Origin of the sequence: Carnobacterium sp. AT7, assembly GCF_000171855.1 — a bacterium.
Classification (GTDB): Bacteria; Bacillota; Bacilli; order Lactobacillales; family Carnobacteriaceae; genus Carnobacterium_B; species Carnobacterium_B jeotgali.
In genome coordinates this window covers 16,532-30,258 of sequence record NZ_ABHH01000010.1, presented here as the reverse complement: position 1 = coordinate 30,258, position 13,727 = coordinate 16,532, and the positions used below count along the sequence as shown (strand labels likewise).

General features: G+C 35.3%; 13 protein-coding genes. 11 read left to right on the top strand and 2 right to left on the bottom strand.

Going from position 1 to position 13,727, the window contains the following annotated elements; translation table 11 throughout:
* Positions 1-10 precede the first annotated feature (10 nt).
* The 7 genes from CAT7_RS05400 to CAT7_RS05370 all read left to right on the top strand — a co-directional run bounded on the left by CAT7_RS05400 (position 11) and on the right by CAT7_RS05370 (position 7,461).
* Positions 11-1,354: a 6-phospho-alpha-glucosidase gene (locus tag CAT7_RS05400; RefSeq protein WP_007722914.1), complete on the top strand. Its 1,344-nt coding sequence runs from the start codon at positions 11-13 to the stop codon at positions 1,352-1,354.
* Between the two features lie 87 nt (positions 1,355-1,441).
* A complete protein-coding gene (locus CAT7_RS05395; protein ID WP_007722910.1) occupies positions 1,442-2,212 on the top strand; it encodes a MurR/RpiR family transcriptional regulator in 771 nt (256 codons plus the stop codon).
* 10 nt (positions 2,213-2,222) lie between these two features.
* Positions 2,223-2,690 (top strand): hypothetical protein, encoded by a 468-nt coding sequence (locus CAT7_RS05390; RefSeq protein WP_007722907.1) that lies wholly within the window; start codon positions 2,223-2,225, stop codon positions 2,688-2,690.
* A gap of 447 nt (positions 2,691-3,137) precedes the next feature.
* Positions 3,138-4,058 (top strand): 1-phosphofructokinase family hexose kinase, encoded by a 921-nt coding sequence (locus CAT7_RS05385; RefSeq protein WP_007722905.1) that lies wholly within the window; start codon positions 3,138-3,140, stop codon positions 4,056-4,058.
* Positions 4,059-4,490: 432 nt separating this feature from the next.
* Positions 4,491-5,753, top strand: coding sequence for a dicarboxylate/amino acid:cation symporter (locus tag CAT7_RS05380; protein ID WP_007722902.1), 1,263 nt, complete (start codon positions 4,491-4,493; stop codon positions 5,751-5,753).
* 37 nt (positions 5,754-5,790) lie between these two features.
* On the top strand, positions 5,791-6,702 hold the full coding sequence (locus CAT7_RS05375; protein WP_007722899.1) for an ATP-grasp domain-containing protein: 912 nt from the start codon (positions 5,791-5,793) through the stop codon (positions 6,700-6,702).
* Positions 6,703-6,834: 132 nt separating this feature from the next.
* Positions 6,835-7,461 carry a PepSY domain-containing protein gene (locus tag CAT7_RS05370; RefSeq protein WP_007722896.1) on the top strand — a complete coding sequence of 209 codons (627 nt, stop codon included), beginning with the start codon at positions 6,835-6,837 and terminating at the stop codon, positions 7,459-7,461.
* A gap of 637 nt (positions 7,462-8,098) precedes the next feature.
* Here the strand turns inward: CAT7_RS05370 and CAT7_RS05365 are convergent.
* The gene (locus CAT7_RS05365; RefSeq protein WP_232208114.1) at positions 8,099-8,932 is read right to left on the bottom strand and encodes a DegV family protein; all 834 of its coding nucleotides are present in this window, start codon (positions 8,930-8,932) and stop codon (positions 8,099-8,101) included.
* A 158-nt stretch (positions 8,933-9,090) separates the two neighbouring features.
* Positions 9,091-10,731 carry a peptide ABC transporter substrate-binding protein gene (locus CAT7_RS05360; RefSeq protein WP_007722883.1) on the bottom strand — a complete coding sequence of 547 codons (1,641 nt, stop codon included), beginning with the start codon at positions 10,729-10,731 and terminating at the stop codon, positions 9,091-9,093.
* A gap of 206 nt (positions 10,732-10,937) precedes the next feature.
* Here CAT7_RS05360 and CAT7_RS05355 point away from each other — a divergent pair, with 206 nt between their 5' ends.
* The 4 genes from CAT7_RS05355 (at position 10,938) to CAT7_RS05340 (ending at position 13,692) form a co-directional block, all read left to right on the top strand.
* Complete coding sequence (locus CAT7_RS05355) at positions 10,938-11,435, top strand: general stress protein (RefSeq protein ID WP_007722880.1); 498 nt, start codon at positions 10,938-10,940, stop codon at positions 11,433-11,435.
* Positions 11,436-11,523: 88 nt separating this feature from the next.
* Positions 11,524-12,030: a cysteine hydrolase family protein gene (locus tag CAT7_RS05350; RefSeq protein ID WP_007722877.1), complete on the top strand. Its 507-nt coding sequence runs from the start codon at positions 11,524-11,526 to the stop codon at positions 12,028-12,030.
* 171 nt (positions 12,031-12,201) lie between these two features.
* The gene (locus CAT7_RS05345; RefSeq protein WP_007722875.1) at positions 12,202-12,543 is read left to right on the top strand and encodes a GNAT family N-acetyltransferase; all 342 of its coding nucleotides are present in this window, start codon (positions 12,202-12,204) and stop codon (positions 12,541-12,543) included.
* Between the two features lie 225 nt (positions 12,544-12,768).
* Positions 12,769-13,692, top strand: coding sequence for an alpha/beta hydrolase (locus CAT7_RS05340; RefSeq protein ID WP_007722872.1), 924 nt, complete (start codon positions 12,769-12,771; stop codon positions 13,690-13,692).
* Positions 13,693-13,727: the final 35 nt, after the last annotated feature.

Sequence of the window (13,727 nt, the reverse complement as noted above, 5' to 3'; positions counted from 1 at the left end):
GTAGATAAAGATGACTTTAAAAAAACAATCTATTTTAGTAGCAGGTGGCGGAAGCACATTTACACCAGGAATCATTATGATGTTGTTAGAAAACTTGGAAATATTCCCGATTCGCCAAATCAAGTTTTATGATAATGATGAAGAAAGACAAAAACAAATCGCAGATGCTGTAGAGATCGTTTTGAAAGAACGTGCTCCTCAAATTGAGTTTTTAGCTACTACTGACCCAGAAACAGCTTTTACAGATATTGATTTTGTAATGGCGCATATTCGTGTAGGAAAATACGCGATGCGTGAACAAGATGAAAAAATTCCTTTGAAATATGGCGTGATTGGTCAAGAAACATGTGGACCAGGCGGAATCTCTTATGGCATGCGTTCAATTGGAGGAGTATTAGAACTGATTGATTACATGGAAAAATACTCACCAGATGCGTGGATGCTGAATTATTCGAATCCAGCAGCAATCGTTGCAGAAGCGACTCGAAAATTAAGACCCAACAGCAAAATCATTAATATTTGTGATATGCCCGTTGGAATTGAACACCGTATGGCTGAAATTTTAGGGTTGAAGAGCCGTAAAGAAATTACGGTTCGTTATTATGGCTTAAATCACTTTGGTTGGTGGACCGATATTCGCGATAAAGACGGCAATGATTTGATGCCAGCGATCAAAAAACACGTTGCAGAACATGGTTATGTTACTCCAGGAGAATTAGAAGGTGTTCCAGGTGAAGACATTGAACCAAGCTGGATGCATACTTACGGCAAAGCAAAAGAAACGTTTGCTTTGGATCCGAATACTTTACCAAATACGTACTTGAAGTACTACTTGTTCTCACAAGATGAAGCTGAAAAAGCTAATCCTGAATACACTCGTGCAAATGAAGTGATGGATCACCGTGAAAAACAAGTATTCTCTGAATGTAATCGTATTGCAAATATTAAAACAGCTGAAGATGCAAAATTAGTTACTGATGATCATGCTTCTTATATCGTTGATTTAGCTAGAGCAATTGCATACAACACCCGTGAAAGAATGTTACTAATCGTACCAAATAATGGTGCAATTGTTAACTTTGATCCAACAGCTATGGTAGAAATTCCTTGTATTGTTGGTTCGAATGGTCCTGAAATGATCAATCAAGGAGAAATCCCTCGTTTCCAAAAAGGATTGATGGAACAACAAGTAGCCGTTGAAAAATTAGTCGTTGAAGCATGGGAAGAAAAGTCTTACCAAAAATTATGGCAAGCACTAACTGTCTCTAAGGTTGTGCCGAATGCTCGTGTAGCTCGACAAATACTAGATGACTTAATTGTAGCTAACAAAGACTTCTGGCCTGAATTAAAATAATCATATGCTATAATAATGTATACAAAAAAATGGAGAGATAACCGACTCCATTTTTTTGTACATTGTTAATAGTAGGGAGAGATTTAGTTGGACTTAGAAGTACTTGTTAATCAACACTACCATGAACTAAATGAAAACGATTTACAAATCATATCTTATATTATGAAGCATAAAAATGAGTGTCAAACGATGCCGATTGTTGAATTGGGTCAAAAAACTCATACTTCGAAATCATCCATTGTAAGATTGGCAAAAAAATTAGGCTTTTCAGGATTTAGTGAGTTTAAATACAGTTTGAAAAATGATTCCGAACAAGTGCAAAGGAATGAGACACAAGTGAATTTCAGCTCAATGCAAAGTTTGGATAGTCAGGCAACTTCAAAGTTATTCAATCAAACCGAATTAACGCCGATTTTAAAAGAAATTCATGGTGCTAAACGTATTTTTTGTTATGGAACAGGTTGGGGTCAAAGAGATGTTTTGTCTGATTTCAGACGCAATTTTGTACCGTTAGAAAAGTTTTTTATTCTTCTTTCTGCTCAAAGAGAATTGCAAATGGCTGTAGCATCAACAATCACAGAAGATGATTTGTTGATTGTTTTATCATTAAGCGGCGATATCCAAGAAGCTAAAGACGAGATGAATATGCTTAAATTGAAAGGGGTTCCGATTTTGTCGATCACTAATTTAAGAAACAACAAATTAGCGTCTATGGCGACCCATAATCTTTATTTTCAAGCAACATCAATCCCATTGAATGGAGAAGATATTTTTTCGTTTTTACCGCTTTTTCAAGTCACTGATTCTTTATTTAGAGCCTATTTTGATTATTATCAACAAAATAAAGATGAAAGGTAGGAACACTAAGATGAAACAAAGTTTAGCTAGTTTGCAAAGTAAGTTTGAGCCATTTTTCTTTCTACGTAGTTATTTGATTTTAGCACCGGTTATCTTTTTTGTGTACTTTGCTGTGAATGCTAATTTAAGTGGAGAAGCTTTCTCAGTTTACTTGACGAGTCAACCTATGAACCCTGTAATGTTGTTAATGGCATTGCTGTCACTATTTTGGTTTGTTATTTTATCAGCTGCACAAAATCAGATTAGTCAGAAAGTTTGGCGAGGAACCATGCTTATTTTTATCTGCAGCAATGTATTGACTGGAAATATTATGGCCATTATTTTAGGTATTATGACGATGAAGCAAAATGTGGAGCTGAAAGCTGCTGAAGAAGGAACAACTCCTCACTTAGCGGTTATCCTTTTTAGTATTAGCGGCTTTTTAGCAGTATTGTCGGCATTTGTTTGTTTTGCTTTTATTCGGTTGACTCTGATTTAACATTCAAAGAACAAAGAGACTGGAGTTAAGGTAGCAATCTGTCCCAAAAAGTTCATTGCAAAAATGCAATGAACTTTTTTGGCTTTAGACAACTGCTCGGGCGCATTTTCGTCTAATAGCGATTCCTTTGTTTCTTTTTATGACAACTAACGTCCGTTGGTTGCATGAACAAGTGAAGCGCAAAATGAGTCTCACTGTATCATGCAACGGTTCTGGACGATACAGTGAGAGATGAAAAGGACTTCACTGTATCGTCCAAGCTAGTTGCACGTTAAAGTGGAGCAGGAAATGGGACTCACTGTATCATGCACGGTACAAGAACGAGGATAAAAGTATGTTGTTTTGTTTGGAAAGGTCATAAAAAGGGTTGAATATGTAAACGAGTTAATTAAGTGTTATAATAAGTTTCGTAATAAGTTATCAGCTTCAAAAAGAGGAGGATATTAGATGATTTATACCATTACATTAAACCCAACTATCGACCGGTTATTATACCTTGAAGAGATATTGACTAAAGAGAAAAACAACCGCTTGGAGAGCGTTGCTTATGACTTAGGCGGTAAAGGGCATCATGGTTCTTATGCTATGAGTAAATTAGAAGTAGAAAATCAAGCATTAGGTTTTTGTGGAACAACAAATAAAAGGCAACTAGAAAAAATATTGGAACAAAAAAATATTAACCATGACCTAGTGGATGTTTACGGTAAACCAACTAGAGAAAGTTATGTAATAGTAGAAAAAGGCGTTAGCGGCAGCATTCTTATCACTGAAAGAGGATACGAAGTTTCAAGTTACGATAAATCGTTGTTAGTAGATAAAGTTGAAGAAAAAGTAAAACCTGAGGACACTGTATTGATTGCAGGTTCCATGCCTCCAGGGTTTGAGATTAAGGATTTAGAACAGCTAATAACTTTACTAAATAAAATAGGCTGTTTTATTGCGTGTGATCTCTCGGGTGAAGCATTAAAAGCTGCCGTAAAAGCAGGTGTGAATTTCATTAAACCGAATCGATTTGAAATACTAGAACTTGCCAATCATGGGCAATCGTTGTTGGATACTGTAAAAGAATTAACAAAAACGATTGATTACGTCATCGTTTCGCAAGGTGGTTCAGGCAGTTTATGTGGACATGGAAACGAGTTTTACCAAATTAGTCCTCCGACTATCGTTGTTAAAAATGATACAGGAGCTGGGGATTGTTTTGTAGGTTCTTTTTTAGCCAGTTTAACGCAGAAAAAAAGTTTTGTAGACTCTCTAACGTTTGCTACCGCGTGTTCAGCGAGCAAAGTTCAGCACATTGATAGTACGTCATTTAGTGTAAAAGACGCTCAAAACTTGCAAAAAAAGGTACTAGTAGAAAAAGTGTAGCAAGAAGGTTTAAAGCCCCAAAAAATGGTCTACTGAATGTAGTCAACGAAAAGCTGGTCCAAAGTAAACGGTTGACATTCATTTTTCACATTGTTACAATGAATTCACTTTAAGAGGTGAGCGCTCACCATTAAAGAAATAAAAAAAATTAAAAGGAGGAAGCTAGAATGAAAAAGATGAACTGTTTAAACATGTTGTGTTGTCCATGTTGTATGAACCACTCATGTTATCAGTCATCATCTTTCTTAGAGCTTCTTTCTGTCTAAACATATAAAGGTTAGCTCTATAATCAATTACAAGAGAAATAGTCTATTTTTTTAGGTATAGGACTCTCGTAATTTAGTCTAAAGATGAATCAACTGTGCATGAGTGTCTATCGCTCATGCACTTTTTTTGTGCAGATTATTCAATCAATTAGGAGGAAAATAAAAAATGTTAGCAAATAGTAAACGAATAAAAAGGCCAAGCCTCATGTTACAAGTTGTTATTGGAGGATTGGCGGGTATACTAATCGGTTATTTCAGTAAAACACTAGGTCTTCAATTAGAAATACTTGGCACAGTTTTTATGAACTTGATTCAAATGATTATTGTACCGCTTATTTTTCCGGTCATTATTTTAGCGATAGTTAATATTAGTGATGCAAAAACTTTTGGAAAAGTAGCAGGTAAATCATTTATCTATTTCTTCACGGTTACTACAGGGTTGATTATTCTTAGTATTTTGGCTGGAAAGTGGACTGGGATCGGCAGTAACTTTCAAACAGGGGCTATTTCTACTGAATCGCTGGATGGCATTGCAAGTGGAATCGACTTTCAAAGCTTTTTCTTGAGTATTGTACCGAGTAATATTTTTCAAGCTTTTGCAGAGGGAAATCTATTGCCAATCATATTTTTTGGTATCTTTCTTGGTTTGGCTTTAGTATCTATCGGTGAAAAAGGGCAACCGGTTATTTCATTTTTTGAATCGTGGTCTCAAGCGATGTTTAAGATGGTAGATTATGCGATTTCTTTCGCACCCATTGGGGTATTTGGATTTTTGGCCTATGATATAGCCGCATATGGGATAGAAAATCTATTTTCTTTAGGACAATTTGTCTTATTTACGTACCTAGCATTCATAATCATTATTTTGATTATCTTTCCAATCATTGCTTGGTTTTTCCATGTTCCTTACTTTACAATGCTAAAAGAAATTAGCGATTTAGTCGTAGTTGTATTTACGACAGGAAGTTCAAGCGTTGTCTTGCCTTCTTTAATTAATCGCTTAAAAAAATTTGGTGTATCGCCATCTGTTTCTGCTTTTGTAACACCACTGGGCTATTCATTTAATCTAGGTGGAGCATGTGTTTACATTAGCTTAGCGACCATGTTTATTGTTAATATTTATGATGTAACACTAGGATTTGGCGAAATAGTTGCGTTGGTTTTATTTTTAACAATCGTTACTAAAGGAATCGCGACAGTTCCTTCAGGAGCGGTAGTCGTATTATTGGCGGCAGCGACACAACTTGGTCTACCTGCTGAGGGAGTGGCATTGATGGTTTCAGTCGATTTCTTTATCAACATGGGCCGTTCTGCCGTCAACGTGGTAGGGAATGCTTTAGCCCCCGTTCTTATTGCTCAGTCAGAAGACGCATTTGGATATGATAAACAATCAGACTACAAAAAAGAAGTAGCTGAAGTAAGCAAATAAACAATGCAACTTAAAATGGATATGAGGAGAGAATAAAATGAAGAAAATTTATATTATTCATGAAAACAATGATTGGACGAGACATTTGACAGCGCGTTTAGACGAAATTAATGCACCTTATGAATTATGGGACTTATCTGATGGGTTGATTGATATTCAAGAAGAACCACCGGAAGGAATTTTTTATAATCGTATGAGTGCTTCATCTCATACTCGCGGACACCGTTATGCACCTGAGTTAACAGATAATCTTTTGACTTGGTTAGAAAGCCATAATGCTACTGTGTTTAATGGGACAAAAGCCATTGAGTTAGAAGTAAGCAAATTAAAACAGCATTTAGCCCTACAAAAACAAGGTATCCAAACTCCTGAGACATATGGGGCAGTTGGTAAAAAGCATATTCTTAAAGCAGCTGAAAAACTAAATAAATTTCCTTTTATTATCAAACACAACCGTGCAGGAAAAGGATTAGGAGTCCGGTTACTAAATTCTATTGAAGAATTAAAAACGTATGTTTATGGACCAGAATTTGAAGATTCAATTGATGGAATCAGTTTAATTCAAGAATACATTAAGCCAGCTGATGGAACGATTGTCCGTTCTGAATTTATTGGCGGGAAGTTCTTTTATGCGGTGAAAGTTGATTCAAGTGATGGATTTGAGTTGTGCCCAGCAGACAGCTGCCAAATTGGGGATGTGCCAGTAATCAATAAGTTTACGATTATTGATTCCCTACCGATTGACCAAATTAAGCTGTATGAACAGTTTCTAAAGGAACAAAAAATTGACGTTGCGGCTGTTGAATTTATTTTTGATGTTAATGGAGTAGCGTATGCATATGATGTAAATACAAATACCAACTATAATGCAGATGCTGAAAAAATGGCTGAAAAATATGCGATGTTAGAATTGGCAAAATTCTTAAAATCGGAACTTGAAAAAAGCTAAACACTAAAAAAGAGAATGACCTTTTTAAACACAGAAAACAACTACAACTTGAGGCTGATTTTTAGTCATTAAAAGCACATTTGTGTCAAAATTTGGTCTAATTTGGTATTATAGCAGTAAGGAGATGATACTATGAAAATGAAATTAAAAGTAGGAATGATTAGTGGAAGTGCACTTATTCTTTTGGCTGCATGTGGTGGCACAGATACGACAACGAATGATTCAGCAACTTCGACAAAAGAATCAACTGCTAATTCAATGGCAAGTTCATCAACAACAGAATCAGCTAGTTCTGAATCATCTGCATCTAAAAACTTTGAAGGGAAAAGTTTTTCAGTAACCTATGAACAAGCTATTGCTGATTTCCAAGAAGCTTATCCAAACGCTGCTATTTCTTCAATTGACTTTGACAAAGATTTTGGTAAATACACATTTGAAATTAATGGTTTCGATGATACGCAAGAAATTGAATGGGAAGTAAATGCTGAAGATGGAAAAGAAACAAAAAACAACACAGAAAAGAAAGATGCAGACTTTGATGATCAAGAATTGATGGTCGATGATTTAATGGCTATTGATGAATTAATTACCAAATCTGAGAAAGAAGCTCCAAATGCTGTACTTGTTTCTTGGAACTTAGAAGCAGATGATGACACTAAAACACCATTGTTTACAGGTGAATTTGAAGAAGGCAACAATGAAGTAGATGTGCATCTGAATGCTGAAACTGGTGAGTTCTTATCTGTCGAAAATGACTGATAGTAAGAAATGATTCCAATATAAGGTGAAAAAAATTTTAATAAAGCCTCAAAAAAACTAGATGAAATAGATTAGTTTTTTTGAGGCTTTTTCTTTGTTTTAAGGCTACCTTTCAATTTTTTTAGGATGAGAAGATGGGTGATGGAAAAAAACTTTTTGCCCGTCTAAAGTAAGCTATCAAGTGATAGCTAAAATGAAAAAATATGTTATAAATTATAAGATTATTCATTAAAATTACTCATTACCGAAATGACAAATAAAATGTCTATTTTACCTTTCTACCTTTATTACTATTGATTAATTTTTTCTGCTTTTTTCAATTCAGGACTAGCAATTATCGTTCTGTGAGTGTTTTAATCATCAGGTGGTTGTTATTTTCAGAAATAAAAAAAATGACGACTGAAATGATAGCTTGGAGGATAAAAGCTCATAAAGTAGAGAAGTATATTGGTCCTTCTAATTTATTATCCCAATCAGAATTTGCTAATCGAATAAAGTTTATTAGCACGAGTACTCAAAGAGGAATAAGACTCAGTAACTTAATAAGTAAAATAGTTGTTCTTTATCTACAGTAAAAGCCAATCCATTCCTATAAATTTAGGAATAGATTGGCTTTTACTATGGAATTAAATAGGCATTATTTTTCTAATAAAAACTGCACTGAAATGGCATCTGGACCAGCATGAGTCATTACACTAGGACAAGCATAAGACACCATGGGTTCAACATGTGGAAAAGTTGATTTTAACATAGCTAAAATAGTGGTTGAATAGTCGCTCATACCAATGTGAGTAAAACCAATGGCATGAACTTTTTTTGGAGCATCATGTAAAGTCTGACAGATTTCTTTATAGCGTTTTACGATAGATTTCGTTCCGCGTCCTTTTGAATCTGAATGCAGTTTCCCATTAGTCATTTGTAAAGTTGCTTTGATATCCATTAGCGAAGTCAATTTACCCATCGTTTTTCCGATACGACCGCCTTTTATCATGTTCTCAAGGTTGGCAATGCTGATATAGAGAATAGTTCTTGATTTGATATCTTCTAAATGAGTTAATAGTTCTTCCATTGTCGAAGCAGTGCTGGCAAATTCAGCTGCAGCAAGAACTTGAAACGCTTGTGCGCGAGCGCAAAATTCAGAGTCGATAACGGTTACTTTTCCATTTGATAAACCGGCAGCTTGATGAGCCGAATGAACAGTCCCACTTAACGTTTCAGTTACATGGATAGATAAAACTTCACTACCATCAGCCGTTAGATCGTTATACGCTTCCAAAAATTTCCCAACTGGAGGTTGAGAAGATTTTGGTAACTCAGATGATTGTTTCATTTTTTGTAAAAATTCTTCATTTGTTATTTCAATCTCATCATGATAAACCACATTATCAATCATAGAGGATAGTGGAACAATCGTAATACCATAGCGAGATACTTCTTCTTCAGTTAATTCAACAGTTGAATCGGTTACAATTTTTAATTTGATTTAATGTTCTCCTTAAAACTAGTTATAATCTGAGTATATCGTAAAATCTATAAGAATAATATCATTTATTCTCAGATAGTGAGTTATGTCAAAAAAACGCTCTTTTTCATTAAAATGAAAAGAGCGTTTTTTAAGATTGTTATCGTTTAATTTGTTTGAGTATCATCAATAGAAGCATATTTGAAGCTGCGACTACCGAAAACAGGACGGTAAATATCTTTTACAAAAGGTTTTTCAAGGTAAGCTTCTGCTGTTTGGTAGATTGGAACGTCAACATAATGTTCACCCAAGGCTACTTTTTCAATTTCAATCAGCGTGTTCCATCTTGCTAAGGCATCATCGTATTGTTGATTGCTTTGATCTACAAGTGCGTCGATGTCTTCAAATGAATAATTACCACGATTAATATCGGTATCAAAACGTTCAACAAAGTTAATTGGATCCGCGAAGTCAGCTAACCAATAAGAAGTAGCGATTTGGTAATTACCCGATTTGATATTATCTAGTCTTGAGTTATCAGGCATTTGACGAATGTCAATTGTTAATCCAGGTAAGTTATTTTGCAATTCACTTTGTAGGAATTCAGCTAACTTCTTACTGTCTTCAGAATCCGAAGTTGTTAACTCTAGTGTAACAGTGTCTACACCTAATTCCTCTAAGCCAGCTTGCCAAGCCGTTTGGGCTATATTGACGTCATATTGTACAACATCCCCAGCATCTTCACGGAAATCAGCACCTGTTTCAGGGTTCTTAGCCAAGCCGTTTGGAACATGTCCGAAAATAGAGTGAGACCCGTTTAAGAGTACATTATCAGTAAATCCCTGACGATCAATGGCATAAGTTAAAGCCTTACGAATATTCTCATTCGCTAATTCGGGAACATCATGATTGACCTCGATGTAATAGATCCAGGCTTTGTCATTCGTTTTAAAATCAGGATTTTCTGTGTATTGAGCGACAAAATCACCGGATAAATCAATAGAATCTAACTCGCCAGACTCATAAAGATTAAGTCCAGTTCCCACTTCTTTGACGACTTGAGTATTGATTTCGTCAAGTTGAACGGTATCTTTATCCCAATATTCATCATTTTTCATGTATTTCCAAGAATCTCCTGAAGCAGAATCCCAATCCGCCAATGTAAATGGTCCATTATAGATAGCATTTTCTGCATTTAAGCCATAGTTTTCACCTTTTTCGGTTACAAAAGCTTCATTTTGTGGGAAATAGCATGGAATTGTTAAGACATCGAGAAAATAAGGAACGGGTTTTTCTAATGTTACTTTTAATGTTTTATCGTCAAGTGCTTCAACACCCAATGTATCTACTTCTGCTTCACCATTTAGGATAGCTTCAGCATTTTTTACAATACCTGAAAACAAATAAGCATATCCGGATCCATTTTCTGGATTCACCATTCTTTTCCAAGCAAAGACAAAATCATCGGCTGTAACAGGTGTGCCATTTGACCAGTTCGCATCATCGCGTAGCGTAAAGGTGTACGTGACACCATCTTCAGAAACTTCAGGCATATTGGCTGCATTGCCTGGAACTAAATTGCCTTCTAAATCATACGTAACCAAACCTTCATAAACATTGTTCATCGGTGTAAAGTTTGTAGTGGATATAGTTGTATCCATTGTATCCATTTCTGATTCAGCTGCAAGTTGTAAAATTTGCTGTTCTTGACCAGTATTACCATTCCCTTTTTCATCATTTCCGCATGCGCTTAACACTGCAAATGACGTAAGGGCAACTAATCCAATTTTATTAAAATGTCTTCCCATATTCATTACCCCCTTAAAATCATTCCATTAATTTTTCTATACCAATTTGCTCTTGTTCTATTGTAGCACTTAAGAGCTTTTTTTGAATAGTAATTGAGACTGAAAGTGAGGAAAAAATAGAAAAACGTATTCTTTGGAAGCGGTTGTTTTATTTGATATGATTAGGACAAGCAAATAGCAAAAAAATTGAGAGGTGTGGAGTGATAATGAAAAAAATACAAGGAGCTTATCCAACGCTAGAAGAAACGGTAAGTAAAATTGATGAATTACTAAAAGAAGGACATAGAGGGGATAACATTACTGTAGTAGCAAAAAAAGAAAAAATAGAAGCCATTCATGCTGAAACATTGGCTGAAGTGGATGCTGTTCTAACCAATGAAAGTAAACCTTCAGTATGGGAAAAGGTGAAAAATATTTTTTCAAATGAAGATGAAGAGGATAATCCACTAAAAAAATACGGGTTTGATAAAAAATCGACTGAAACATATAACACAGCTATTAAAAATGGAGAATATGTGGTGCTGGTTGATGATGAAACCAATCATACGACATCAAATGAAGGAACCAAACCAATTGTAACTGTACCAGCGGGTAATACGATGGTTTCGGGGACTGACGGGAACCCTATCCTACCTGGAGTTGTGGTGAAACCTGAAGGAACAAATGCTACTTTTAGTGATTCAAACCAACCAAAAAATCACTAATGTTGGTTAAAACTGTACTAGTTACTAAAAAAGTTGCACAGCAGTGCGGCTTTTTTTAGTAACTAGATAAATAAATGGAGGAGATTGGATGTTGTTTGTCATTGATATGCAAAATGATTTTGTGGATAATGAAAAAGGCATTTTAGCGGTACCGAATGCCGCAAAGATTGTACCAAAAATTATTGAGGAAATTCATCGTCAAGAAGAAAAAGGGGAGCCTATTTATTACACAATAAACCAGCATGATTTAGAAAATGATCATCGTTCGGATGAAGAAAAAAAGTGGGGTATGGCATTATTTGGTCCGTTAAAAGCAGCTTTGAAAGAACATAAAGGCATTAACAAGAAATTTCATGCTATTTCACCTGAAGATGCAGAAAAATTAAGAAATATGTATGAAGATGATCCGGATAGAGTCATTGATTTTGTTGGAGTAGAAACCAATGTATGTGTATTGTCCAATGCCATCATGCTCCACAATTCTTTTCCGCTTGCAACTGTTAGAGTATTGGAAGATTTATGTATAGGAACGACTGAAAAATTGCATGAGGAAACATTGGATGTAATGAAAAGTTTAAAAATAGAAATCAACTAATGTGAGCATTAACGATGATATTTCTATTTTAAAAAAAGAATAATAGGTTCATTATGGTGGGATGAAAAAAAGATCTGTGGTAATCTTTTACTGTAATTAAAAGAACTGCAGACAGTAGACATAAACATATACCTTGTTAGAAAAGGTTTGGATGAGTAGGAGTGGTATCTGATGCTAGTGAAGTATAGAAATGCTTACAATAAAGTTGCCTTAGGTTTGGTGTCTTATATGCCAAAAGAGCATGATTTAAAGCAACTCCAAAGAACGATGCAACGCTATGAGCAAAATCCTAATTGGGAGATGTATTTATGGAAAGAAGCAGAAAAATATATTGGAGTAATCGGAATTAACGTTCAAGAAAATGAGTTCTTGATTCAACATTTAGCGGTTCTTCCTTCTTTTAGAGGAGAAGGAGTAGGCAAAGCCATGATAAATGAAATACAAAAGATACATGGTGGCTATAAAATGGCAGCTGTTGAAGAAATAGAAGCGTTCATAGAAGCTATTTATTAGAGGTAGAAAAATGATGAAAATAAATGTTTTCAGTAATAGGAGCGAATGTTTGAAAAGCCACTGTTTATTAGTCTAAATGATGGCTTTTTTGAATGGCGTAATTGATTATCTGAAAACCAATGAAAAGAACGAGCAGTACCAACTACATAGTAGTTTATCTTGACAATCCCAATCGAATAATTCATGCTGAAGAAAAAGAATCGGGTAGTTGGAAAGGGAAAAACAATGAATCCATTATTTAGAATTATCTTAAAGTTACTATCTTCACCAAAAATAGATATGCAAAAGGATTACGTTTGGGTACGAAGAATGCAGCAAATTTTTTCGGCGAAACCAAAAAAAGGGTACCGTATATTGGATAAGAAAATTTATTCAAAAGATCAAACGCATGATATTCCGGTGCGTATTTTTTATCCTAAAGAACCATTAAATGACGATGTTTTAGTTTTCTTTCATGGAGGAGGATGGGTGATTGGAGACATTGACACCTATACAACGGCGTGCATCAATATGGCAGATTTGACTGGAAGAGTTGTTTATTCAGTTGATTATCGATTAGCTCCTGAATATCCTTATCCATCAGGCTTAGAAGACTGTTACCGGGTAGCAGAGACGCTAATGACTCATTTGGAACTAAGTGGGATGATGGAAGCTTCGCAAATTACGTTAATTGGAGATTCAGCGGGTGGGAATTTAGCTGCTGCTGTTTCGTTAATGTTGAGAGACAAAGGAAAAATTGTTCCGACTAAACAAATTTTGCTTTACCCGGTTACTTATTGGAACCATACAGAAAGTTCTCCATTTGAATCTATTCGCACAAATGGGTATAAATATGGATTAACAGCTAAAAAGGTCCAAGAATACATGGAAATGTACGAACCTAATTTAGCGGAGCGTAAAAATTCTTATGTCGCACCCCTGATGACAAAAGACTTAACACATCAACCTAAAACATTGGTCATTACAGCTGAATTCGATCCGTTACGCGATGAAGGGGAAATGTATGGAATAGCGTTAAGAGAAGCAGGAAATGAGGTAGTAATCCAACGTATCGGTGGAGCCGTACATGGTTTTATTACTTATCCAAGATTTGCTGAATCGATGACAGCCACTTATGAAGCTATCAATATTTTTTTGAATGAAGATTAAACAGTAAGGGGAAATTTAGTAGAGCAAAGGAGAGG

Excerpts from the sequence above, each read along its gene's own strand:
- CAT7_RS05400 (WP_007722914.1), top strand. The coding sequence starts at position 11 with ATGACTTTAAAAAAACAATCTATTTTAGTAGCAGGTGGCGGAAGCACA.
- CAT7_RS05390 (WP_007722907.1), top strand. The coding sequence starts at position 2,223 with ATGAAACAAAGTTTAGCTAGTTTGCAAAGTAAGTTTGAGCCATTTTTC.
- CAT7_RS05385 (WP_007722905.1), top strand. The coding sequence starts at position 3,138 with ATGATTTATACCATTACATTAAACCCAACTATCGACCGGTTATTATAC.
- CAT7_RS05380 (WP_007722902.1), top strand. The coding sequence starts at position 4,491 with ATGTTAGCAAATAGTAAACGAATAAAAAGGCCAAGCCTCATGTTACAA.
- CAT7_RS05375 (WP_007722899.1), top strand. The coding sequence starts at position 5,791 with ATGAAGAAAATTTATATTATTCATGAAAACAATGATTGGACGAGACAT.
- CAT7_RS05370 (WP_007722896.1), top strand. The coding sequence starts at position 6,835 with ATGAAAATGAAATTAAAAGTAGGAATGATTAGTGGAAGTGCACTTATT.
- CAT7_RS05360 (WP_007722883.1), bottom strand. The coding sequence starts at position 10,731 with ATGGGAAGACATTTTAATAAAATTGGATTAGTTGCCCTTACGTCATTT.
- CAT7_RS05355 (WP_007722880.1), top strand. The coding sequence starts at position 10,938 with ATGAAAAAAATACAAGGAGCTTATCCAACGCTAGAAGAAACGGTAAGT.
- CAT7_RS05350 (WP_007722877.1), top strand. The coding sequence starts at position 11,524 with ATGTTGTTTGTCATTGATATGCAAAATGATTTTGTGGATAATGAAAAA.
- CAT7_RS05345 (WP_007722875.1), top strand. The coding sequence starts at position 12,202 with ATGCTAGTGAAGTATAGAAATGCTTACAATAAAGTTGCCTTAGGTTTG.
- CAT7_RS05340 (WP_007722872.1), top strand. The coding sequence starts at position 12,769 with ATGAATCCATTATTTAGAATTATCTTAAAGTTACTATCTTCACCAAAA.